This window comes from Bradyrhizobium sp. Pha-3 (assembly GCF_042258615.1).
Lineage (GTDB): Bacteria > Pseudomonadota > Alphaproteobacteria > Rhizobiales > Xanthobacteraceae > Bradyrhizobium.
The window spans coordinates 2,199,990-2,223,779 of sequence record NZ_CP170152.1 but is presented as its reverse complement, the minus strand read 5'-3'; the positions used below and the strand labels follow the sequence as shown (position 1 = coordinate 2,223,779).

The window sequence follows — 23,790 nt, the reverse complement described above, 5'->3', positions numbered from 1 at the left end:
CGCGAAGCTTTATTGTTCGTTTCTCAACACGGAGGTCCGACATGCGCGCGCATCAGATCATGACCAAGCATATCATCGCCGTCAGTCCGCACACGAAGATCCTGGATGCGGCCAACATCATGCTGCGTTGCCACCTCAGCGGTCTGCCGGTGATGGACGAAGACGGCACGCTCAGGGGCATGGTGTCCGAGGGAGATTTCCTGCAGCGCGGCGAGATCGGCACGGGACACAAGCGCTCAGCATGGCTGGAACTGTTCACCGGCGTGGGTCGTGCCGCGACCGATTTCGTGCACGAGCGCGGTCGCAAGGTCGAGGATGTCATGACGGCGAACCCGATCACCGTCGAGGAGCAGACGCCGCTCGAGGAGATCGTGCATCTGATGCACAAGCATGGCGTGAAGCGGGTGCCGGTCGTGAACGGCAAGACCATGGTCGGAATCGTCACCCGGGCGGACATCCTGCAGGCTGTTGCATCGCTGGCGCGCGAAGTTCCCGATCCGACCGCCGATGACGGCCATATCCGCGAACGCATCCTGCGCGAAATCAACGCCACCGGCTGGCGTCCCGCCGGCTTCCAGGTCTGGGTGCGCAACGGCGTCGTGCATCTGCACGGCCTGATCTTCGATGACCGCGCGCGCCAGGCCGCGATCGTGCTCGCCGAGAACACCTCGGGCGTCAAGGAGGTCCATGATCACCTCTGCTTCGTCGACGGTTATTCCGGCTACTATGTGGAATCGCCGGAAGACATCAAGGCGGCCGGCTGATCAGATCGAGGAGCTCAACATGGCAATGAGCACGCTGCTTGTCGTCACAGCCGTCTGTCTCATCTTCTCGATCTTTGCGCTCGTGCTTGCCCTGGCCGATCGCAGCACGACGCGCTGGCGTCAGGAACAGGACGGGAATCGCGCCACGACACGCGCTGCCTATCCCGACAAGAATCGGACCTAGCCCCGCTTTTCGCCTCGCGCCAAGGGACCGATGTCTCGGCACGAAGCTGCTGTATCCGGGAGCTACGTATAAATACGTAAGTGGCTTCTACTTAGGGGAAACATCCAAATTTCCCGATCCAGGAGATGCGATCAATCTGCCTCCATCGATCTTCCCATCCATGGAGTGCCGGCATGCAGACCCAGAACGCCGTTTCTATCGAGAATAGCCGTTACACGACCAGCATCCTCAGCCGGCAGGCGCGCGTTGAAGGGCCCTTCGGCATGATTGGGACGCCGATGCGGTTCGCACGCAACAGCGAGATCTACGGCGAGGACGAGGCCGCGGAATACCTCTACCAGGTCGTTTCCGGCGCCGTCCGAACCTACAAGGTTCTGGAGGACGGACGTCGCCAGATCGGCGCATTTTATCTGCCCGGGGATATCTTCGGCTTCGAGGCTGGCGAGACCCATATCTCCTCGGCCGAGGCCGTCTCCGAGACGCGGGTCATCGTGGTCAAGCGCGCCGCGCTCATGGTCCGTGCGACTCACGAAAAGGACCTCGCACGGCAGCTGTGGGATGCTACGGCCCAGGAATTGCGTCGTTTCCAGGAGCATCTGATGCTGCTGATCTGCAGCGCCGAAGATCGTGTCGTCGGATTCCTTCATGACATGGCGCGCCGCGCCGTCAAGAATGCCGCCATCGAGCTTCCGATGTCGCGCCAGGATATCGCCGACTATCTCGGCCTGACGATCGAAACGGTGTCACGCACCTTTACCCAGCTCGAACAGAACGGCGTGATCTCGCTTCCGACCTCGCGCCGAGTGGAACTGCGCAAGTGTGCGCTGTCGAACCGAACCATGGCGGCGTGAGCGAAGGGCGCGCCAGGCTCCGATGACCGGCCACGAGTGAGAGGCGAGGAATCGAATGCGGTCGAACCTGGCGATCACCTATGGGCAGGACAGGCTGCCGCGCTACACCAGCTATCCCACGGCTCCGCATTTTTCTGCGGAGGTCGGCGAGGCCGATTACCGGACATGGCTGAGGTCGGTTCCAGCCCGCCGGCCGGCCTCGATCTACCTGCATGTACCGTTTTGCCGGTCGATGTGCTGGTACTGCGGGTGCCACACCTCGATCACCAATCGCGACGAACCGGTCGCCATTTACGCCGCCGGCCTTCGCACCGAAGCACACCTCGTTGCGGAAGCGGTCGGTCAGCGACTGCCCGTCTCCCACATCCATTTCGGTGGCGGCACCCCGACGATCATGACGCCCGAAACCTTCGCCGATCTCGTCAGCGCGCTGCGTTACTCGTTCTTCGTGCAGCCCGACGCCGAGATCGCCGTCGAGATCGATCCGCGCACCCTGACCGAGCCGATGGCGGAGGCATTGGGCTACAGCGGCGTCAACCGCGCGAGCCTTGGCGTCCAGAGCTTCGACCCCGTCGTTCAGCACGCCATCAATCGTTCGCAGAGCCTTGAGCAGACCGCGCAAGCGGTCGAGCGGCTACGCCGTGCTGCTGTCGGTCGCATCAACTTCGACCTGCTCTACGGCCTGCCCTCTCAGACTGTCGCTTCCTGCCTGGATACTGTCGACAAATGCGTCGCGCTGCGGCCCGACCGGTTTTCCGTGTTCGGATATGCCCATATTCCCTCCTTCAAGAAGCACCAGCGCGTGATCGACGAAGCGTCGCTGCCGGACAGTCTCGAGCGGCATCGTCAGTCCGAAGCAATCGCGCAGGCGCTGACCGATGCCGGATACATCCGCATCGGCCTCGACCATTTCGCGCTCCCCGGCGACAATCTGGCCATGGCAAAGCGCGAGGGCCGGCTGCGGCGTAACTTCCAGGGCTACACCGATGATTCTGCCGAGACCCTGATTGGTCTCGGCGCCAGCGCGATCGGCCGCATGCCGCGGGGCTTCGTGCAGAATGCAGTCGCGACACGCGACTACCTTGCGCGCATCGCCGAGGACCGGCTTGCCACCGTCAAGGGCTACATGCTGACCGCAGAGGACCGTTTCCGTGCCGATATCATCGAGCGCATCATGTGCGACATGGCCGTCGACCTGCCGGGAATGTGCCGCCGGCACCGCTGGGATCTTGGTTCGGCCGTCGTCGATCGTTCCCGGCTCGACAGGCTGATCGCGGACGGCGCCGTGACGATGATGGGTGATCGCCTCTCGATTAGCGATGACGCGGAATTCCTGGTTCGAAGCGTCGCCTCGGCATTCGACGCTCACCTTGGCCGCGCCACGGCCCGGCACAGCCGAGCGGTCTAGGTTGTGACCATGGCGGGCAATATTTTCGACGAGGGAGCGACGGGACGCGTGTGCTAGAGCATAGTGAGATCCGCGAGCTTATGTTCGTGGTTCGCGAGGCCAAGCTCGAGATCGACTATGCTGGCTCGTTGCTTTTGGGTCCAACGGGTCGCCGCACCAGATGCGTGCACTCTTCGTTCGTGAGCTGGTTTGCGCTCCGCTGCGCACCAATTGCAGCAGGCCGCCCGGAACGTCGTGCTGCGCTCGCACGAACGACCTGGCCATCGTTCACAGATAGCGCTCGAACGCTTCGCGTTGCGCGCGCGTCAGGTGCAGACCGTGCTTGGTCCGGCGCTCGAGGATATCAGCGGTCGTCGTCGCCCACTCGGTCTGACGTAGAAAGTCCACCTCGCGCTCGTAGAGGTTCGCGCCGAAGTGGCGGCCGAGATCGGCGGGGCTACGGGCCGATCCGAGCAGATCCCGAGCCCGCGTGCCGTAAAGGCGCGCATAGTGACCGATCACGGGCCCGGGAAGATCGGGATATGCGCGTGCCAGCTCGGCTGCGAAATCATCGAATGTGCCGGCAATGTCGCCGCCGGGCAGCACCCGTCCCGCCGTCCATGCCGGCAACATCTTTGGAAACCACGACGCCAACCGGCCGAGCGCATGTTCCGCGAGCCGGCGATAGGTGGTGATCTTGCCGCCGAAGATCGCCAGCAGCGGTGGTTCGTCCGGGGTGCCGTGCACCTCGAACACATAGTCGCGCGTCACCGCCGAGGGATTGTCCGAATTATCATCATAGAGCGGCCGCACACCGGAAAACGCGTGCAGGATGTCGCCCTGCTGGGGCGATGCACGAAAGTAGCGGCGCAGGATGGCAAGCAGGTAGGCGGTCTCGTCGGCGTCGATCGCGACGTCCTCCGCCCGGCCGTCATAGGGAATATCGGTGGTGCCGATCAGCGCCAGATTGTCCTCATAGGGATTGACAAAGATGACGCGGCGGTCCTCGTTCTGGAGCAGATAGGCCTGCGGCCCGCTCCAGAACTTCGGCACCACGATATGGCTCCCCTTGACCAACCGCACATTGTGCGACGAGTTCAGCCCCGCGACGCCCTGCATGACATCGCTCACCCAGGGGCCAGCCGCATTGACGAGCGCCCGTGCGCACACCACCTCATGGCCGCCAGTCTCGCTTTGCATTTCCAGGCGCCATGCACCCTGCTCGCGTCGTGCGCTGACCGCACGTGTCCGCGGCAGGATCGTTGCGCCGTTGCGGGCGGCATCGATGAGATTGAGGATCACCAGTCGCGCATCGTCGACCCAGCAATCCGAGTATTCGAAGCCGCGGCGGAATTCCGGACGCAGCGGTGCGCCGTCAGGCGCATGCGACAAATCGAGCCCGCGGCTCGGCGGCAGTTGCTTGCGGCCGCCCAGATGGTCGTAGAGAAACAATCCGGTCCGGATCAACCAGGCCGGTCGCTGCTCGGGCGAATGCGGCAACACAAAGCGCATCGGCCAGATGATGTGCGGCGCCGACGCCAATAACACCTCGCGCTCGATCAGCGCTTCGCGTACCAGGCGAAATTCGTAATACTCGAGATAACGCAGGCCGCCATGAACGAGCTTGCCGGAGCGCGACGACGTGCCTTCGGCAAAGTCGCCCTTCTCGCACAGCAGCACCTTGAGGCCGCGGCCGGCCGCATCCCGGGCGATGCCGGCGCCATTGATGCCGCCGCCAATGATGGCGATATCGACGAGCCCATGGTCCGCGCCCGGTTCCGCAGCCGTCATCGCGTCCTGCTGCGCTTCTTCTCGACCCGGCGCCGCGCTGCGGCCTTCGTTGCGCGCGCCTTCGCAGCTTTCGGCTTCGGCGCATGCAGACCATAGGTCGAGAAGCCCTGCGCGGTTTCGGCGATCTGCTGCTCGCTGAGGATGTGCGGGCCGTCGAGCGCGAGCGAGAGATAATACTGACGCGCGATAGTCTCGAGCTCGACCGCGAGCCACATCGCCTTGTCCAGATCGGCGCCGACCGCAATCATGCCGTGATTGGCCAACAGGCAACCGTTGCGGCCCTCGAGCGCAGCGAGGGCATGCTCGGACAGTTCCGGCGTGCCGTAGCGCGCATAGCCGGCGCAGCGGATGTCATGGCCGCCGAATGCCGCCATCATGTAATGGCACGCCGGAATCGATTTGCGTGCGATCGCAAGCACGGTCGCGTAGGTCGAGTGCGTGTGCACGACGGCGCCGACGTCGGGCCGGCCGCGCATGATATCGAGATGGAAACGCCATTCCGTCGATGGCTGCAACGGCCCGTCCCAGGAGCCGTAGTCGCCCTCGATCGGCATTGACGCAATCATGGCAGGTTTCATCGCGTCGTAGGGCGTCGCCGAGGGCGTGATCAGCATCCTGTCCTTGTAGCGGGCGGAGATGTTTCCCGATGTCCCCTGGTTGAGACCCGACGCATTCATCCAGCGGCACTTGGAGATGATGGCTTCGCGCAGCTGTCGTTCCTCATGGGTCATATCAAGGCACCTTTCGTCTTCAGCACGGATTGAGTGGCGGCTCGCCGCTCAGGAAGCGGCGAACCTCTTCCGCCGCCTGATCGGCGGCAAAGGTCACGGTGCGCACGGAGGCGCCGGCGATATGCGGCGTCAGCGTGACATTGGGCAATTGCAGCAGCGGCCAGTCCGGCGGCACCGGCTCCACCGCGAAGGTGTCCAGCATTGCGCCGCTCAGCCGTCCCGCCGACAGGGCCTCGGTGAGTGCGTCATAGTCAACCAGCGGGCCGCGCGCGGTATTTATGAAATACGCGTCCGGCTTCATCCGCGCGAGCGCCGTGCGATCGATGAAACGCGTGGTCTCCGCCGTGACCCGCGCATGCATGCTGATCACGTCGGCGCGCGTCAAGAGATCGGCCAGCGCCACATGCTCGACGCCGTCATTGCGATCCTGCGCGCTGAGCTGGACGTAGGGATCGGCCACCAGGATCTTGCAGCCGAAGGCCTTGAGCAGCTTCACCACCCGGCTGCCGATCGCGCCATAGCCGACGATCCCGACGGTCATCTCGCTGAGCTCGCGCCCGGTACGATCGGCGCGGTAGAGATCGCCGCGCCATTGGCCGCCGCGCAAGGATTCATGGCCACTGCGGATCAGGCGCGTCTCGGCAAGAATGGCGCCGATGGTGAACTCGGCCACCGCACTCGCATTGCGCCCGGGCGTATTGACGACCAGCACATTGCGATCCCGCGCCGCCTGCATGTCGATATTGACAGGCCCGCCGCGCGACACCGCGATGAATTTGAGGCTTGGCAGCCGCTCCAGCATCGCGCGCGAGATCGGCGCCAGGTGAGTGACCAGCATCGGCGCATCGGCGATGAAGTCGGCGATCTCGTTTGGATCGCCCATGAACTCCTTCAATCCGTCGAGCTTGGAGCCGGCATAACCATGCTCCATCGGCTCATCCGGCCATCGCAGCTCCAGGGTACGAATGTCGATCGCGTTGCCGCAAGTCGCCGCGATCCGCTCGGCAAACACGGACGGCAGCATGAAGCGATCACCGATGATGGCGATGGTGTCAGACATGGCCACCTCCTGCGCGCAGTGCCGCGAGCTGCTTCCAGACCGGCCGCGCCGCGAGCCTGGCCTCGAGATAGGTTGGGAAGATACGCGAATAGCGCGCGGCAAGGTTCGGATCATGCGTCTGCGGGGCATTGAGACAAGGTCTCACCCAATCCTCCGCGCAAGCCGTCATGTTGGGATAGATGCCGGTCGCCACCGCCGCGATCATCGCAGCGCCGGCGGCACCAGCCTCGCTCCGGCTGCAAACCCGCACATTGCATTCGAGTGCGGCACCGAAAATTGAACCAAGCGCCCGGCTTCGCGACGCTCCGCCGGTGATCCGCAGGTCACGCGGCAAGCTGCCCATCGCCGCATAGCAATCGCGCGCCGCGAAGGCAAGCCCCTCCATCACCGCCCGCATCAAGTCCCAATAGCCGTGCCGCGTACGCAGGCCCAGAAACTGCGCGCTGGCCTCATGCGACACAAACGGACCGCGCTCTCCGGCATCCGAAATAAACGGATGGAACAGCAATTCGCCCGGCCGCGCCTCGAGCACGCGTGCGTCCAACCCGTGGATCAGATCGGCGCGCGAACGCGTCACGCCTTCGGCGGACAAGAGGTCGCGCGCAAGATCGATCAGCCAGTCGATGTTGAGCGTCGCCGCCATGTTCGACTGCATCTGCGCGTAGTGACCGGGAACCGGAAACGGCATGGTGTAGCCGGTGGCGGCAGGATTGAGCACGACAGCGTCGGCGCTGGATGCGAGCCGCATGTGCATGCCGGTCGAGCCGATGATGGTGCAGCCGACATCGGGCGCCGGATCATAGAGCCCCGCCCCCAGAGCATTGCAGATCACGTCGACATAGCCGAGCGAGACCGGGACGCCCTGGGGCAACCCGGTCTCCAACGCAGCGGCCGCGCTCAGCGGATGCGTCGTCACGACACCGTCGACCACCGCTGGAAACAACGCCATGCGATCGGAGATGCCGATCAGCTTCGCGGTCTCCGCGTCAAAACCGCGCTTGCGGAAATTGCCGCAGGTAAAGCTCGCCTCCGACGGATCGGTCGCCCGTTGGCGGGTGAGCAGGAAGTAGAGCCAATCCTTGCAGTGAAACGCGGTGCTGGCGCGCGCAAGGGTTTGCGGCGCGTGGGATTGCAGCCAGGCGAGTTGCGGCCCTTGCTGACAGGCGCTGAGCCCGGAGCCGGTGCGCTGGTAGAGCGCGGCGTTGCGGTCACTGGACCGGATTCCCTCGACCAGGTCGCCGGCGCGTGAGTCGAGCCAGAGCAACGCCGGCGCAACCGGACGGCCGTCATCATCGATCAACCAGGTGCCGTCGCCCTGCCCGGTGACGGCGACGGCCGCCACCCGCGACGCGAAGTCCGGCACCGCCACCGCAAGACCGCGTAACGCGGCGACGGAGTCGGTCCAGGTCCGCGCCATATCCTGCTCGACCCGGCCGCCAGGCGCGGTGCTGTAGCTGTTGGGCAGCGAGAAATCGGCCAGCTGCCGGCCATCACGCGTGAACGCAACGGTCTTGATCAGGGACGTTCCGGCGTCGATGCCGATGATGACGTCGCGGCGCTGCGGGATCGACATGATCAGATCGCCTCCGCATGGCGAATGCAGACCCCGTCGGCACCGAAGATGTGCAAATGCCGCGGTTCCAGCGCAAATGGAATGATATCACCCGGCCGCGCCGCAACCCGGCTCGACGTCACCGCGATCAGCAGATGGCCGGCGCACTCGCCGGCAACATGCGACTGGTCACCCAGCCATTGATTGGACATCACGCGCACTTGCACGTCACCGCTGCCGACGGCGATCTTCTGCGGCCGGATGCCGACCTGGACGCGCTTGCTCTGCGCCAGCGCCTCGCGCGCGGTCTGATCGAGCGAGCTGCCTGGAATATGGAAGGTGATGTCGGGCCCGACCGACAAGCGGAAGCCGCCATCCGCGGATGCCACCTCGGTCTCCAGCAGGTTCATCGGCGGCTCTCCGATGAAGCTGGCTACGAACAGGTTCGCCGGCCGATTCTTCAATTCCTTCTCGCTCGCGAACTGCTGCAGCACACCGTCTTCCATCACCGCGATGCGGTCGGCCAGCGCACTCGCCTCGGTCTGGTCGTGGGTCACGAAGATCGCAGTCATGCCACGCTCGGTCAGCAGGCCCTTGATCCGCCCGCGCAGCACCGCGCGCAGTTGCGGCTCGAGCTGTCCCATCGGCTCGTCGAGCAGATAGAGATCGGCATCCCGCACCAGCGCCCGCGCCAGCGACACACGCTGCTGCTGGCCGCCCGAGATCGAGCGCGGATATTTGTCGAGCGTATCCTCGATCTCGACCAGCTGCGCAATCGCATTGACGCGGCGCGAGACCTCACCGTGCGATAGCTGCTGCGCCTTCAACGCAAAGGCGATGTTCTCGCGCACCGTGAGCGGCGGATAGAGCGAATAGCCCTCGAAGGCCATCGCGACCTTGCGCCGCGCCGGCGGCAGTTCGTCGATCCGGCGCCGGCTCAACGTGATCGCGCCCGACGTAACACGTTCGAAACCCGCGATCATGCGCAAGGTCGAGGTCTTTCCGCAACCGGAAGACCCCAACAGCGCGACGATCTCACCCTTGCCGACCGCCATATCGAGCGCGCGCACGGCATGGACCGGCGGCTTGCCACGGCTCTGATAGACCTTGTCGACATTGCGGATTTCGAGCATGCCCATGGTCACGATCCCCTCATCCCGCCTGCCGCCGATCGGCCTGTCCGACGCGAAGCCCTGTCGCGCGATCGAACAGCAATGCCGTTTGCGGCGCAAACCCGACGAACACGTCGTTATCGGCGCTTGCTACCGGCGCATCCGCGGGCAGCGCTGCCAGCCATTCGGACCCATCGCCGAAACGAAGCAGCAGCACCGCGCGCTCATGCATCGGCGTGACTGCGACGACGCGAGCCGGAATGGCATCATCGCCGCCGCTGCGGCTGATACGCAGATCGTCCGGGCGAACCCCGAGCCAGCAGGGGCCGTGAACCGCCGGCTGATCGGTCGCATCGAGCCGTACCCGGGTGCCGGCCACGTCGGCGCTCAGGCCGCCCTGGCCGAACTGCGGCTCGACCTCGGCGAGGTTGATGCTGGGATCGCCGAATAGCCTCGCCACCGCGACCGATACCGGCTTCGCATAGATCTCCTCCGGTCGGGCGAGTTGGACCAGCCGGCCGCCGACCAGCACCGCAATCCGGTCCGCAATCGCCATGGCCTCGCGATAGTCCTGAGTGACATAGAGCACGGCCGCAGAGCTGCGGCGCAAGAGGCTCGGCAGCTCCAGCCGCATCTCGTAGCGCAGTTTCGCGTCGACGTTGCGCAGCGGATCGTCCAGCAGCAGCACGTCGGGATTGCCGATCAAGGCGCGCGCCAGCGCGGTGCGTTGCTTCTGTCCGTTGGACAGTTCGCGGGGCATATGGCCGAGGACATGCTCGATCTTCAGCAGCTTGCTGATCGCCTTGACCCGCCCGGCGAGGTCGGAATCGCCAGCCTTCGCTCGCAGGCCGCTCGCGATGTTGTCGCGCGCCGTCATGTGCGGAAACAGCGCGAAATTCTGGAACGCCATGCCGATCCCGCGCCGCTCCGGCGGCGCGCCGACGATCGATTGCCCGCCGACCAGGATGTCGCCCTCGTCGGGCTCGTACATGCCGGCGATCATGCGCAGCAGCATGGTCTTGCCGCTGCCCGAGGGGCCGAACACCGCGACGATCTCGCCGGGCTCGACCGTGAAGGACAATCCGTCGGCGCAGCGGACCGGGCCGAACGACTTGCCGAGGGCGTTGATGTCGAGACGTACCATGCTTTCAGCCCTTCACCGCACCGAGCGACAGACCCTCGACCAGATAGCGCTGCGCATAGAGCGCGAGCAGCAGGGTCGGCGTGACCGACAGCACGATGGCCGCTGCGATCTGCCCGTATTGGATGCCGGACGCCGTGACGAAAGCCAGTGCGCCCACCGTCACCGGCTGCTTGTCGGCGGAAGCCAGGATCAGCGCGAAGACGAAATTGTTCCAGCAGAAGATGAAGGATAGCAGGCCGGCAGCCGCGATGCCCGGCCCCGCGAGCGGCACCGCGATGCGTGTGAAGGTCTCGCGCCAGGAATGTCCGGCCAGGCGATAGGCGTGCTCGATGTCGGGGCTGATGTCCTCGAAATAGCCGCGCACGATCCACAGGATCAGGGGCAAGGCGATCAGCTGATACACCCAGACAATGCCGAAGTAAGTGTCGCTGAGGCCCAGCTCCTGATAGTACAGCGACAACGGCAGCAGCACGAGCAGCGGCGGCGCAAAGCGAAACGACAGCAGCGTAAAGGCGATGGTTTCGCCGAGCCGGAACTTGAACCGCGCGAAGGCGTAGGCCGCCGGCACGCCGAGCACCAGCGCCAGGATCACCGCTGCGCTCGACAGCACGAAGCTGTTCATGAGGTTGCGCATGAAGGAGATCTCGAGATTGCCGGCCGTGGTCTGCAGTTGTCCGGAGATCAGCGCCTGGTAATTGCTCAGCGTCGGCTCGAACAGGATCCGCGGCGGAATGCGGAGGATCTGATCATTGCTCTGGAACGACATCAGGAAGATCCAGACGATCGGAAACATGAAGAACACCAGCACGAGCGCCAGCGCCACGCCCCGGAAGATCCGACCTGCAAGACTGGAATGGTCCATCGCCGCCTCCATCGCCTACGCGTGGGCATGGGCGCGCGCACGCAGCCGCAGCCAGTTCTTGATGAAGATGTTCGACAGGATATTGGTGATGAGCCAGAGGATCATCAACAGCGCCGCCGAGCGTCCGACATTGGTGTACTGAAAGAATTCGAGATAGGCCTGAACCTGGAACACCATCAGCCGGTCGCCGGGACCACCCTGCGTCATCGCATAGATGATGTCGAACTGCTGGATCGAATCGAGCAGCCGGAACAGCGATGCCGTGATGATGTAGGGCGCGAGCATCGGCAGCGTGATGCGGAAGAACACGAAGCTTGCCGGCACGCCATCCAGCGCGGCCGCCTCGAATGGCTGGCGCGGCAGCGAACGCAACCCGGCCAGCAGCAGGATCATGATGAAGGGCGTGTAGACCCAGACATCGACTAGCACTACCGTGAACAGCGCGGTCGACGGATCGGACGCCCATTTGAAATCGTGGATACCGAACAGACTGACCACATAGGACAAGATGCCGAAGCTCGGGTTGGTCATCAGCTTCCACATCAGCGCAGCGATCGCCGGAGCCGTCATCAGCGGCAGCAGCAGCATGATCGAGACCGCATTGTGAAAGCGTGTCGGGCGACGCAGCAGCAGGGCGATCCCGAGGCCGAGCAACAGCTCCAGCACCACGGTCACCGCCGTATAGACCAGCGAGATACGCAGCGTGTTCCAGAATGCCGGATCGGTGAGGAAGTCGATGTAATTGTCGGCCCAGATAAAGCCGCGCAAATAGGGCAGGTTCAGCCGATAGCGCTGCAGCGAATAGATCGCCGCCGTCACGAACGGCACGAGGATCGCGATGCAGACCAGCAGCGCCGGGAGGCTCAGAAGATAGGGCAGCAGGCGGCCGCGCGACCTTGGGCTGCGGCGCGGGACGGCGTTGGTCTGGGACAACTGGGCCATGCTCATGATGACAGAGCTCACTTGTTCGCTGCGACATCGCCGGTTCGGATCGGAGCGCGATCCGAACCGGCGGGTTGTCGTGGTGCGGAGGAATCAGGGCACCACGCAAATCGTCACCCGAGGCCGGCCTGCTTGAGCTGCCGGTTGATGCTCTCGGCAAGCTTGTCGAGGCCTTCATCGACGCTGACTTCCTTGGCGACCATCTTCTGCAAGGAGGCGGCCCATTCGGTGGTCAGGTCGAAGAACAGCGGCTGCGCGGTGAAGTAGATCTTGGCGCCGGGCGAGGAGACGTCATGCTGCTCGAGATAGCCCGGATAGGACTTTGCGATACGGTCGCGGAACTCGCTGTCCTTCCACACCGAGGCGCGCACCGGATTGACGAAGTCCATCTTGCGGGCGCCGAACAGGCCATGCTCGGTCGAGGCCGCCCACTGCATGAACAACCACGCCGCGTCTTTCTGCTTGGAGAAGCTCGACAGCGCGAGCGACCAGATCCAGACATTCGGCGTCGGCGCCTTGGCGGCCGGATTGGCGGCGAACGGCGTATAGCCGAGATGCCCCTTCTCCTTGTTGTCGCCGCCGTTCATGAAGTAGCCGAGGATGTCGGCATCGTAGATCATGCCGGACGCGCCCGCGCCGAGATCGGTGCCGACCTGATACCAGGTGTAGGTCGACCAGTTCTTCGGACCCGAGCCCTGGATCATCTTGACCCATTTCTCGTGGAAGTCCTTCGACGCCTTGGTGTTCATGGCGGCCTTCAGCTTGCCGCCTTCCATCACGAAATCCTTCTGACCGAAGTTCGAATAGGCGGACAGGAAGCCGGGATGGATGGTCGCCCAGGAGCGCGACCCACGCACGCCGATGCCATACGGGCCGCCGGCATCCTTGGTGATCTTCGCGGCGACCTCGAGCAGGTCATCGAGATTCTTCGGCGGCTTGACGCCGACCTTGTCGAAGATGTTGCGGTTGTAGGTGATGCTGTTGAGCTCATAGCCCCACGGGATACACCACTGCTTGGCCTTGCCCGAGCCGAGTTCGGAGCCGGCCACACCGTCCCATGCCGTCGAGGCGCGCAGGCCGGGCAGCACATCGTCCCAGGCGAAAGCCGGATTGGTCTTGACCGGATCCTTGATATAGGCGTTCAGATCCTCGATCCAGCCCGCCGGACCGTAGGTCCAGGTCATGTAGGCGCCGGTCATGAAGGCATCGTACTGATCCGATTTCGAGGAGAGCGCCGCGGTCACCTTGTCGAAATAGACGTCCTCCGGGAAGATGTCATAGGTGACGTTCATCCCCGTGAGCGTCTTGAACGCTTCGAGATCGCCGATCATCGCATCGACGTAGGGGTGCTTGTTCAAGAGCAGCTTGACGCTCTTGCCGCTATGGGCCTTCCAGTTGAAGTCCGCCGCCATCGCCCGCGATACCGAGGATGCGAAGGCGGCGTTGGCTGCGACGCCGGCGATGCCGAGCTTGGCGGCGCCATCAAGCAGATCACGCCGGCTGATGCGTTTGGCGGCGTAGGAATCGAACAGATTCTTCTCGCGATCGTGCATTATTACCTCCCATTGTGCGCGTTTACTTTCCCTTGCGACCCTTGTTCTTGGTCTTGCCGGATGTTGCCCCCGGCTTATCGGTTGTGAGTGCCTGAGCGGTCGCTTCGTCGATGATGAGGCCGTGCAGCAAGCCGCTGCGCAGCACGGCGCGCAACGCGGTCACCTTGGCCAATCCACCACCGATGGCGACGATGCGGTGCTTCCTGAGATCTTCCGGTGCCATCGACGTGGCACGCGCGGACAGTTCGAGATCGAGCACCTTGCCGTCGGCGCTAAAGAAATGTCCGAGCAGGTCGGCGCAGGCCCCGGCGCGCTTCAGCTCGACGAGTTCATCCGGCTTGATCATGCCGCTCGAGACCAGGAACCCGTCGGGGTGGATCTGGCCGATACCGACGAACAGCAGCGATGCCTGGCGCGCGAGCGCAAACACGTCCGCAATGCCGTATTGCTTCATCAGCACCGCACGGTCCGCGACTGAATTGGCGAACACCGGCACCGGCAGGAGATAGGCTTCGGCCCCGGTGCGCTCCGCCAGCCGATGGATCACATCGAACGGGTTGGCGGCGAACTTGCGCGTCAATCCGCCAAGCAGCGACACGAACTGCATGCCGCGCGCCGGCGTCTGCGGCATTTGCTCGACCACGGCTGCGAGCGTGCGGCCGTGGCCGACGCCGATGATGTTGTGCTCGCCGCGCTCGAGGATCTGGCGCAAGAAGCTCGCTCCCTCGAGCGCGAGCGCCTTCAACGGCCAATCGCCCTCGCCGAGGTCGGGCGCTACGCGGCAGAAGCCCAGTCCGTAGCGTTCGGTCAGCGTGTTCTCCAGCGCCATGCATTCGGCGACCGGTCCCTCGACGAAGACCCGGATCATGCCTTCGCGGCTCGCGCGCGCGATCAGCCGGTGCGCCTTGGTGCTCTGGATGTTGAGCCGGTCGGCCACCTCGGACTGCGTCAACCCGGCGGCGAAATAGAGCCATGCCGCGCGTGTCGCAAGCGACGCCTCGCCATCAACCATCGGCACCCTGTCGGAGGAGGTCACCACGCCGCAAAAGCCCACTTGCAAATTTCTTCAGACACTGCAAAAAATTGCAGACGCGACCCGGGACGTCAATCCCCCAAACGTGCTGCGGTGCAATGACGCTCTCGAACGGCGCGGTCCGCGAGGTGTTACGACGCGGTCGCCAATCGTGGTGAAGTCGGATGGCAGGCTTGTTCCTCGGAATTGACGTCGGCACCGGTGGTGTCCGCGCCTGCGCGATCGATGCGCACGGCAAGATCCGGAGCATGGAGTCCACCCCCCTGCCGCCGCCGCGACAGGATGGCAACGCGATCGATCAGGATCCGGAACTCTGGTGGCAGGCGACGATCGCGGCGATCGGCAAGCTCGCGGGCAAGATCGATCTCACAAACGTCGAACGGATATCCGTCGACGGCACCTCCGGCACACTGCTGCTGATCGATGCCGACGGCCGGCCGCGCACGCCCGGACTGATGTACAACGACGCGCGCGCCGCGGCGGAGGCTGCCCGCATCGCGGCGGCGGCACCCGCCGAAAGCGGCGCGCATGGCGCGAGCAGCGCGCTGGCGAAGCTGCTTCACCTGCTGAATCGGGGAGCAGCCGACGGCGCACGCCTTGCCGTGCATCAGGCGGACTGGATCGCCGGCCGGCTGGCCGGGCAGCACGGCATCAGCGACGAGAACAATGTGTTGAAGCTTGGCTATGATCCGGTGACACAGACCTGGCCCGCCTGGCTGGATCATCTCGACGTTCCCCGCAAACTTCTGCCGAAGGTGCTGGTGCCGGGAACAACCTTTGCCGAGATCGATCCCACAATTGCGGCTTCGCTCGGCCTGCCGTCGTCGGCGCGCATTGCTGCGGGCACCACCGATGGCGTCGCGGCCTTTATCGCCACCCGCGCCGATACGCCGGGCGATGCCGTCACCTCGTTGGGCACCACGCTGGTGGTCAAGCTGCTCGCAACACGGCCGATCTTTGCTGCGAGCCAAGGCGTCTATTCGCACCGGCTTGGTGACAGCTGGCTTGCCGGCGGCGCCTCCAACACAGGGGGCGGTGCGCTGCTTGCGCATTTCAGCGCCGCTGACATGGAGCGCCTGACGCCGGAACTGCGGCCCGAGGTGCCAACCGGCCTCGACTATTATCCGCTGGCCAAGCCGGGCGAGCGATTTCCGATCGCCGATCCCGCGATGCCGCCACGGGTCACGCCGCGGCCACCGGAGGATCATCGCTTCTTCCAAGCGCTGCTGGAGGGCATCGCCTCGGTCGAGGCACTCGCCTATCGGCAGTTGTCCAACCTCGGCGCGCCGCCGCTGCGCCGGGTGATCAGCATCGGCGGCGGCGCGAAGAACGAGGCGTGGACCAAGATCAGGCACCGCGCGCTCGGCGTCCCCGTGACCGTCGCCGAACAGACCGAAGCCAGCTATGGCGCGGCGCTGCTGGCGCTGCGGGGCGGCCCGGCATGAAGCAGGGTTCGATCGACATCGAAGGTCTTCACGTCATCATCGACCGGTTCGATCATGTACTGCTCGACCAATGGGGCACGTTGCATGAGGGACAGTCGATCTTTCCGGTGGCACTGGACTGCGTGACGCGGCTGCGGCAGGCCGGCAAGCGGGTGCTGGTGCTCTCGAATTCCGGCAAGCGCGCCAGCAGCAATGCGCAACGCCTAGCCTCATTGGGTCTGAAGCCAGACGCCTATGACGGCATCCTCACGTCCGGCGAAGCCACCTGGATCGGCCTCAAGACGCGCGCGCACGCACCATTCAATGAGCTGGGCCACAAGTGCTTCCTGATCAGCCGCGGCAGCGATCGCACGGTCGTCGACGGGCTCGATCTTGCGGTCGTCAACGAGGTGGAGAAATCCGACTTCATCCTTCTCGCAGGCCTCGACGATGCCGCGGCCGAGCCCGAACATTGGCGGCGGTGCCTGACCACGGCCGCAGCGTGTGGCCTGCCGATGCTGTGCGCCAATCCCGATCTCGCGATGTTCGGCGCGAAGGGACTGATCCCCGCGCCGGGCGCGCTGGCGCACTTCTATGAGCAAATCGGCGGTCGCGTCACATTCGTCGGCAAGCCGCATGCTCCGATCTTTGCCACGGCACTTCAACGACTGGGCCACCCCGCGCCTGCGCGTGTGCTGATGGTCGGCGATTCCCTCGACCATGACATTGCCGGCGGACGTGCCGCCGGCATGCTGACGCTGTTCCTGTGCAACGGCGTGCATCGGGATGGTGCTTCGAGTTCCCTCGAGACGATGACCGACGGAAGCACCCGCCCACCGCATTGGACCATGACGCGCTTAGCCTGGTGAGACCCGAACGATGCAACAGCCCACCCAAATCAATGACCTCCGCGAGGTGTCGGCGCGCGTCGGCAGGAACATCCTCTTGGTGCAGGGCGCCGGCGGCAACTCGTCGGTGAAGGATGGCGACACGCTCTGGGTCAAGGCCTCCGGCACCTGGCTGTCCGACGCCAACGACAAGGACATCTTCGTTCCGGTTGCGCTGTCGGCTGCCCTCACGGCGCTCGAGCAGGGCGACGAGCGCGTACCGCTCGCACCGGGCGCCACGACGACGCTGCGCGCTTCGATCGAGACCTCGCTGCACGCGCTGATGCCGCATCCCGTCGTGCTGCATGTCCACTCCGTCAACACGATCGCCTGGGCGGTGCGGACCGACGCGCCCGCCGAGCTCGCACGGCGGCTCGATGGCCTCAACTGGCGCTATCTCGATTATTGCCATCCGGGATTGCCGCTGGCCCAGGCTGTGAGCGCGGCGATCGCAAGCGAACCCGTCGACATCCTGATCCTCGGCAACCACGGCCTCGTGGTCGGCGCAGCCACCTGCGAGGGCGCGGAAGCGATGGTGGCCGATGTTGAACGGCGCCTGGCGCTGGCGCCGCGCGACGCGCTGGCCGCGGACCATGATGCGCTGCGCACGATCTGCGCCGGGACCGATTATCGGGTGCCGTCAGATCCGCGCTGCCACGGCATCGCCACCGACCTGCACAATCTCGCGGTCGCCGCCGGCGGCTCGCTCTACCCTGACCATGTCGTATTCCTGGGACCGGCCATGCCGACCCTGGAGAATGGCCGCAGTCTCCGCGCCGCCGACCTGCCAAGGGACGATGGACCGCCGCCCGTCGCAATCCTCGTTCCCGGCATCGGCAGCGTCATCCGCAAGGATGCGAGCGCGGGAGCCGAAGCGATGCTGAGCTGCCTTGCGCTCGTGACCTGCCGGCTGCCTCCGAATGCGCCGATCCATTACCTGACGGCGCAGAACGAAAACGCCCTGCTCAACTGGGACGCCGAGCGCTATCGCCAGCAATTGACCGCCAGCCGCTGACCGCGGCTGCGCTACGGGCGGGCCTGTCGCACGGCTCTGTCAGCGGCTCCTGCCGTCGCGGCAGGAGGTTGCCGGCCGAGGATGAAATCGGCGCCCTTCTCCGCGATCATGACCGTCGGCGCGTTGGTGTTGCCCGACACCAGGCGCGGCATGATCGACGCGTCGATGACGCGCAGTCCCTGCAGGCCGTGCACGCGAAGCTGATCGTCGACGACGGCCAGCGGATCCGAACCCATCTTGCAGGTGCCGACCGGGTGATAGATGGTCTCGCAATTCTGGCGAACATAGCTGTCAATGTCGGCATCCGACATTGCGCGGGAGCCCGGCGCATATTCCTCGCCGCGATAGGGATCGAACGCCTTCTGGGCGATCAGCTCGCGGCCGATCCTGATGCCGTCGCGCATGTTGCTGATATCCTCCGGCGCTTCCAGATAGTTCGGGCGGATCGACGGATGCCTGAGAGGATCGGTCGCCGCCGTTGTCTCCGGGTTGGATACCCGGAATCGCCTCCGCGCTTGATCGGATGCGGCCCGGATGTCCATAGCTGCGGCTGGTGTGGATGGCCGAAGATATTGGCGAGCGCCGTCCAATTCCCTGATGCTGCGCCGCACTACAGCGCGCCTAGCGCCAATTTTCGAACATATCCAGCCGCGGCCCGACGGAACTTCGATCGCTACCTTTGCTAGAACCATTCGAAAAGGATAGGCTGATCTGGTCAACGGGTACGAGAGAAAAGCCTGGGACGTTAGGGACGTGGGACGCTGAAGGGGTTGCTTGATCGGAAGGCGCGGTCGTCTTGACGGCGGGTCCGACGGAATGGAATCCGATCAGACGGCCGTTACGGCGGCCTGGACGGGTCTTGCCGTCGGACTTTGCGTGAGCGAACCGGCAGTTGCGGCAGGCATTCCCCCGCATGCAAGTGAATGATCGCAGGGCCCGTCATGAGCGGGTGCAGCACCTTTCGCGTCGGAGGAGCCGGGATGGACCAACGAGAAGTGCTGGCGGCATGGGAGAAGTTCGTCGAGCGCGGAGCGTTGTCATCCGACTTGAGATCATCGGTCGCAGCGTCGTGGCAGCGATCCAGGAACCATCGCGTCACCGTCGACCGTGCGCGAGCGCCGCTCGTCGCGGACGCCGAGTTGTTTCGTCGTCGCTCCAAATACGCGCCACTCCGTCATGCCGCCCGCTGCGCTCTCGAAAATTCAAAAACATTTCTATGCGATGCAAACTCAATCATGATCCTCACCGATCCGAGTGGGCTGATCGTCGATACGCAGGGCGACGACAGGGTCATTGACGCCGGCCGCGCAGTCCATCTCGAACACGGAGGTCGCTGGAGCGAAGCCGACATTGGCACCAACGCGATTGGTGCCGCGATAGCTGAATCGAAACCTGTCCAGATTCACGGTACAGAGCATTTCTGCTCGGAGGTGCAGCGGTGGACTTGCGCTGCCGTCCCGGTTCATGACCCGACCGATGGCGAACTGCTTGGCGTGGTCGACATCTCGGGTCCTGCGAGCACCTTCAATCCGCAGAGCCTGGCTTTGGCCGTCGCGGTCGGCCACCACGTGGAAAGCGTTCTGGCTCAATCAGTCCGACAGGAACACGAGGAGTTGCTGTGCCGCTTTCTCGGCAAGAGACCGCAATGGGCGAACGATGAATGCATCGTGCTGGATCGTCGTGGCATGATCCTCCACGCCACCGAGCGTGCTCTCAACGCACTCCAGCATGATCGCCACGGCATTCACACCGACGCGCCAACCCGCTTTTTGAAGACGGTTCCCTTCGATGAGTGGCCGAGCAGGCTGAAGCAGCTGCTTCCCAACGCGAGCTTCAACTTCGTCGAGCACGAACGCTCCTGCATCGGCGCAATCGTGGTGCTGCATACGCGCCGACGCCAGTTGATTACGCATCCCGACGCCCGGAAATCGAGGTCCGAATCCGAAGGCAGCGAGACCGCGAGTTCATCATCCGCCCGAAAGGATTCAAAGCCGGAACCACGGTCTCTTCAGAGCATGGCCGCCAGCTTCGTTGCGCACGACCCGGCGGTCCGAGCCATCGTCCGTCAAGTCGAGACCGCGGCAGCACGCAAGATGCCCATCCTCATCCGCGGCGAGACCGGAACCGGCAAGGAACAGCTTGCCCGCCACGCCCATATCGCGAGTGGGCGGACCGGCGCGTTCGTTCCAGTGAATTGCGCCGCCCTGCCGGAAAGCCTGATCGAGAGCGAGCTGTTTGGCTATGCCGAAGGAGCATTCACTGGGGCGCGGCGCGGCGGCTCGATTGGACTGGTCAAGGAGGCCGACGGCGGCACGCTGTTCCTTGACGAGATCGGCGACATGCCCGTCGCGCTGCAGGCGGTGCTTCTACGCCTGCTCGACGACTGGACCGTGCGCCCCGTCGGCGGCGTCAGATCGAAGGTCGATGTCTTTCTCATCTCCGCCACCAACGCCAGGTTGGACAAGGCCATCGTCGAAGGCCGATTCCGATCCGACCTGCTCTATCGTCTCAATACGCTCGAGGTCACTCTGCCGCGACTTCGGGATCGAAACGACTTTGATGCCATCGTTCGCCATCTGCTCAATACGATCGACCCGAATTGCGAAATCGGGCCGACCGACATTGCGCATCTCGCCGCACGTCCCTGGCCCGGCAACGTCCGCGAGCTCCGCAACGTTCTGACGCGATTCAGCCTTGCCGCCGCGGACGGATCTATCAACGGAGCCAGCGCGGAGAACATCGTTCACCCCGCCGGAACGGAGTCCGGATCACTCCACGACATCCATCGCGCGCGAATCCTGGTGGTTTATGCCGAGACCGCCGGAAACGTCAGCGAAACCGCGCGCCGTCTCGGCGTCTCAAGAAACACCATCTATCGCGCTCTCGGGCAGAAGAAGCCCGAGTGACGCCATAGCGCCTCGAATCGTGGGATGTTGCGAGTATCGCAGCATGCCCGGCTATCGACGGCGCCGGTCGCTTCGAACCGACGATCCGCTCCGTTCAGAGCAGCTCAGCACCACCACCTCGGGCCGGGCCGGCGGTTGGATCGTAATCATCCGGCTTTTTGGCGATCAAGGTCTGCGTCGTCAGAATCAGTCCGGCCACCGATGCCGCATTGCGAACCGCGCTGTAGCAAACCTTGACCGGGTCGATGATGCCAGCTTCGACAAGATCGACCGCCGAGCCATTGCGCACGTCGAGCCCGTGGCCATTCCTGGCCTTGGCAATTTTCGCAACCTCCGCCTCTCCGTTCAGGCCGGCATTGGCGGCGATGTAGAAAAGCGGCCGACTGAGTGCGCGTTGCAGCAGTTCGGCGCCCTGCCTGGCGCCTCCGTCCAGGCGATTGATCAATTCGTCGAGCCTTGCAGCGATCCTCAGCAATGCCACTCCGCCGCCCGGCACAATACCTTCTTCGAGCGCAGCGCGGGTCGCGTTGATTGCATCCTCGATCAACTGGGTCCGGCGTTTTTGCTCAACCGGCGTCGCGCCGCCGGCGAGAATCATCGCCGTGCCGCCGGACAGTTTTGCGATGCGCTCCTGGAACTTGTCCCGTTCGATATTTTCGGGAGCAGCATCGTATTGGCGTAACACCTGTTCGCGTCGCGCCGCGATGGTCTTCTGATCGCCACCTCCCGCCGTGATCAGGGTCTTGGAGGCGGAAATGCGCACCTGGCGTGCGGACCCAAGGTCGTGCAGCTCCGCCTTCTCGAGCCTTCCGCCCAGATCAGCCGAGATGACGCGCCCTCCGGTCGTGATCGCAATGTCCTCAAGCAGGGCCTTGCGCCAATGGCCGAACTCCGGCGGGTGAATCGCGGCGACCTTGAAATTGGATTTCTCCCGACGCGCCAGCAATTGCATGATAACCGATGGCGCCACTTCCTCGGCTATGATCAGCAAAGGTCGCCCACTCTTCTCGATGAGCGAGATCACACCAGCGAGTTGCTCCCCCGCCTGGACCTTGAGATCGGTCATGACGATGAACGGATTGTCGAGAACCACCTGCATTTTCTCGACATCGGTGACCATGTGATGTGAAAGATAGCCGCGATCGAAGGCCATGCCTTCGACGATTTCCAGCGTCGTCTCGACCGTGTTGCCGAATTCCACCGCGACGATACCGTGATTGCCGGCGCGCTCGAAGGCTTCGCCTACCATGTCGCCGAGCGCTGTGTCGTTGGCGGCAATGCTCGCAACGGCCCGCAGGCCGGCAGGCCCCTGCAGCGGTCTCGCCGACCGTCGTAACGCCGTAATGGTTTCAGTAACCGCCAGTTCCAGCCCTTCAACCAGCTCGACCGGATTGGCGCCGGCCGCCAGACATTTCAGGCCTTCCTGCACAAGAACATCGGCGAGCACGGTGGCCGTGGTGGTGCCGTCCCCCGCCACCTCATTGGTTCGCGCTGAAACCTCGCGCAACACCTGCGCGCCCATATTCTCAAACGGGCATTCAAGTTCGATTTCGCTGGCAATGCTGACGCCATCGCGCGACACGATCGGCGTTCCGATCGGTCGGTCCATGATCGCGTTCATGCCCTTCGGACCCAGCGTCCCGCGTACCGCCTTGGCGAGCTTGGCGACGCCCCGGCCGAGCGCGGCCCGCGCAGCTTCATCGTGCAACATGATCTTCGGCATTCTAAATCCCCGACTTTGCCTTGAGGTCGTCTGGTCTGGACTGGTTACCGATGCTGCGCACCGGCATCACGGCCCCTGTTGCGTGCCCGGCGACGCCGGTATCGTCCTCGATTTCGGTACGAACGGTGTCTCGAGGTCGAACCGCGCGGCAAGCAGGCCACGGCACAGCGCGCCGTTGAATTCGGCATTGATGCCGACACGCCGTAGATTCGATACGTATCCGGCAAGACTGTCGGCGCTTAGCCGTGCTCCGTTCGCATCGACAAAGGCAGGCCCATCGCCGCTTGCCGGGCCCACGACGGCACGCCGCTCAAGATAGCGCCGAATCAACTTCTCACCTGCATCGTCGAGCGGCAGGCAACCCAGCTCCCTCAACGTCAGGCTCACGATCTGTGCTGGCGACTGCCCGAGCGCAACGAGGTGGCTGAGCAGTGCCACCTGCCGGCGCTGGAACGCCTTGACGAGGAATGTCTGACGCAGATCATCCAGGCTGCCATCGGCCTCGGCGCCAAACGTTTCCTGGAACGAGCGCCCCTGGGCGAGGCCCGCATTGATCTTGTCGGCATACATGTGCTCGCCCAAGACCACGCTGACGCCCTTGACCCAGTCCAACGCGCTGATGGCCCGGCGCATGTCGTCTGCCATCAGGAATGAGAAATTGGCAGCGCACCAATAGGTCGGCAAGCGAAACTCGATGTGGACGTGGCCCTCGGGGTCGACATCGGCCCTGGTCACGAAATTCAACTCGGTGACGGACTCGTCGAGTTCCGGATCCATCACGCCTTGCAAGCAGGCCCATATCTGGGACTGCTTGTCATCTGACGAGCGGCTTCTCGGCCGCTCCCTCCCCTCAACGCCACGCTTCATGA

21 protein-coding genes are annotated in these 23,790 nt (G+C 64.3%); 8 read left to right on the top strand and 13 right to left on the bottom strand.

What is annotated here, in order from left to right; translation table 11 throughout:
- Positions 1 to 41 precede the first annotated feature (41 nt).
- From ACE10Z_RS10390 to hemN, 4 genes are all read left to right on the top strand, one after another.
- Positions 42 to 764: a CBS domain-containing protein gene (locus ACE10Z_RS10390; RefSeq protein ID WP_375787836.1), complete on the top strand. Its 723-nt coding sequence runs from the start codon at positions 42 to 44 to the stop codon at positions 762 to 764.
- Between the two features lie 25 nt (positions 765 to 789).
- Entirely contained in the window at positions 790 to 948 is a 159-nt protein-coding gene (locus tag ACE10Z_RS10385; RefSeq protein WP_375787835.1) for a hypothetical protein, read from the top strand.
- A gap of 173 nt (positions 949 to 1,121) precedes the next feature.
- Positions 1,122 to 1,799, top strand: coding sequence for a helix-turn-helix domain-containing protein (locus tag ACE10Z_RS10380; protein WP_375787834.1), 678 nt, complete (start codon positions 1,122 to 1,124; stop codon positions 1,797 to 1,799).
- Between the two features lie 55 nt (positions 1,800 to 1,854).
- Positions 1,855 to 3,207, top strand: coding sequence for an oxygen-independent coproporphyrinogen III oxidase (gene hemN, locus ACE10Z_RS10375; RefSeq protein WP_375787833.1), 1,353 nt, complete (start codon positions 1,855 to 1,857; stop codon positions 3,205 to 3,207).
- A 267-nt stretch (positions 3,208 to 3,474) separates the two neighbouring features.
- Here the strand turns inward: hemN and ACE10Z_RS10370 are convergent, their stop codons facing one another.
- The 10 genes from ACE10Z_RS10370 to ACE10Z_RS10325 form a co-directional block, all read right to left on the bottom strand.
- Positions 3,475 to 4,977, bottom strand: a complete 1,503-nt coding sequence (locus ACE10Z_RS10370) for a glycerol-3-phosphate dehydrogenase (RefSeq protein WP_375787832.1) — start codon at positions 4,975 to 4,977, stop codon at positions 3,475 to 3,477.
- Positions 4,974 to 5,708 (bottom strand): class II aldolase/adducin family protein, encoded by a 735-nt coding sequence (locus ACE10Z_RS10365; protein ID WP_375787831.1) that lies wholly within the window; start codon positions 5,706 to 5,708, stop codon positions 4,974 to 4,976. Before ACE10Z_RS10365 ends, ACE10Z_RS10370 begins: the two co-directional genes overlap by 4 nt.
- A gap of 19 nt (positions 5,709 to 5,727) precedes the next feature.
- Complete coding sequence (locus tag ACE10Z_RS10360; protein ID WP_375787830.1) at positions 5,728 to 6,768, bottom strand: 2-hydroxyacid dehydrogenase; 1,041 nt, start codon at positions 6,766 to 6,768, stop codon at positions 5,728 to 5,730.
- Positions 6,761 to 8,341, bottom strand: a complete 1,581-nt coding sequence (locus ACE10Z_RS10355) for an FGGY family carbohydrate kinase (protein ID WP_375787829.1) — start codon at positions 8,339 to 8,341, stop codon at positions 6,761 to 6,763. Before ACE10Z_RS10355 ends, ACE10Z_RS10360 begins: the two co-directional genes overlap by 8 nt.
- Before the next feature lie 2 nt (positions 8,342 to 8,343).
- Positions 8,344 to 9,453, bottom strand: a complete 1,110-nt coding sequence (locus ACE10Z_RS10350; protein ID WP_375789798.1) for an ABC transporter ATP-binding protein — start codon at positions 9,451 to 9,453, stop codon at positions 8,344 to 8,346.
- 19 nt (positions 9,454 to 9,472) lie between these two features.
- The gene (locus tag ACE10Z_RS10345) at positions 9,473 to 10,576 is read right to left on the bottom strand and encodes an ABC transporter ATP-binding protein (RefSeq protein WP_375787828.1); all 1,104 of its coding nucleotides are present in this window, start codon (positions 10,574 to 10,576) and stop codon (positions 9,473 to 9,475) included.
- Between the two features lie 4 nt (positions 10,577 to 10,580).
- Positions 10,581 to 11,438: a carbohydrate ABC transporter permease gene (locus tag ACE10Z_RS10340; protein ID WP_375787827.1), complete on the bottom strand. Its 858-nt coding sequence runs from the start codon at positions 11,436 to 11,438 to the stop codon at positions 10,581 to 10,583.
- A 15-nt stretch (positions 11,439 to 11,453) separates the two neighbouring features.
- Complete coding sequence (locus tag ACE10Z_RS10335) at positions 11,454 to 12,386, bottom strand: carbohydrate ABC transporter permease (RefSeq protein ID WP_375787826.1); 933 nt, start codon at positions 12,384 to 12,386, stop codon at positions 11,454 to 11,456.
- 107 nt (positions 12,387 to 12,493) lie between these two features.
- Positions 12,494 to 13,933, bottom strand: a complete 1,440-nt coding sequence (locus ACE10Z_RS10330) for an extracellular solute-binding protein (RefSeq protein ID WP_375787825.1) — start codon at positions 13,931 to 13,933, stop codon at positions 12,494 to 12,496.
- A 22-nt stretch (positions 13,934 to 13,955) separates the two neighbouring features.
- Complete coding sequence (locus ACE10Z_RS10325; protein ID WP_375789797.1) at positions 13,956 to 14,945, bottom strand: sugar-binding transcriptional regulator; 990 nt, start codon at positions 14,943 to 14,945, stop codon at positions 13,956 to 13,958.
- A 185-nt stretch (positions 14,946 to 15,130) separates the two neighbouring features.
- Here ACE10Z_RS10325 and ACE10Z_RS10320 point away from each other — a divergent pair, with 185 nt between their 5' ends.
- Genes ACE10Z_RS10320 through ACE10Z_RS10310 form a run of 3 tightly spaced genes read left to right on the top strand, consistent with a single transcriptional unit; the run spans position 15,131 to position 18,292 of the window.
- Positions 15,131 to 16,411, top strand: coding sequence for an FGGY-family carbohydrate kinase (locus tag ACE10Z_RS10320; protein ID WP_375787824.1), 1,281 nt, complete (start codon positions 15,131 to 15,133; stop codon positions 16,409 to 16,411).
- Positions 16,408 to 17,259: a TIGR01459 family HAD-type hydrolase gene (locus ACE10Z_RS10315; RefSeq protein ID WP_375787823.1), complete on the top strand. Its 852-nt coding sequence runs from the start codon at positions 16,408 to 16,410 to the stop codon at positions 17,257 to 17,259. The genes ACE10Z_RS10320 and ACE10Z_RS10315 overlap by 4 nt, the downstream gene beginning before the upstream one ends.
- Positions 17,260 to 17,269: 10 nt before the next feature.
- Positions 17,270 to 18,292 (top strand): class II aldolase/adducin family protein, encoded by a 1,023-nt coding sequence (locus tag ACE10Z_RS10310; RefSeq protein ID WP_375787822.1) that lies wholly within the window; start codon positions 17,270 to 17,272, stop codon positions 18,290 to 18,292.
- Positions 18,293 to 18,303: 11 nt separating this feature from the next.
- Here ACE10Z_RS10310 and ACE10Z_RS10305 read toward each other — a convergent pair whose 3' ends face one another.
- The gene (locus tag ACE10Z_RS10305) at positions 18,304 to 18,834 is read right to left on the bottom strand and encodes a GMC oxidoreductase (protein ID WP_375787821.1); all 531 of its coding nucleotides are present in this window, start codon (positions 18,832 to 18,834) and stop codon (positions 18,304 to 18,306) included.
- A gap of 438 nt (positions 18,835 to 19,272) precedes the next feature.
- Here ACE10Z_RS10305 and ACE10Z_RS10300 point away from each other — a divergent pair, with 438 nt between their 5' ends.
- Positions 19,273 to 21,198 carry a sigma-54-dependent Fis family transcriptional regulator gene (locus tag ACE10Z_RS10300; protein WP_375787820.1) on the top strand — a complete coding sequence of 642 codons (1,926 nt, stop codon included), beginning with the start codon at positions 19,273 to 19,275 and terminating at the stop codon, positions 21,196 to 21,198.
- Between the two features lie 94 nt (positions 21,199 to 21,292).
- On the opposite strand, the gene ACE10Z_RS10295 is transcribed toward ACE10Z_RS10300, so the two are convergent.
- Both ACE10Z_RS10295 and ACE10Z_RS10290 read right to left on the bottom strand, forming a co-directional pair.
- On the bottom strand, positions 21,293 to 22,921 hold the full coding sequence (locus ACE10Z_RS10295) for a molecular chaperone GroEL (protein ID WP_375787819.1): 1,629 nt from the start codon (positions 22,919 to 22,921) through the stop codon (positions 21,293 to 21,295).
- Positions 22,922 to 22,987: 66 nt separating this feature from the next.
- On the bottom strand, positions 22,988 to 23,788 hold the full coding sequence (locus ACE10Z_RS10290) for a metal-sulfur cluster assembly factor (RefSeq protein ID WP_375787818.1): 801 nt from the start codon (positions 23,786 to 23,788) through the stop codon (positions 22,988 to 22,990).
- Positions 23,789 to 23,790: the final 2 nt, after the last annotated feature.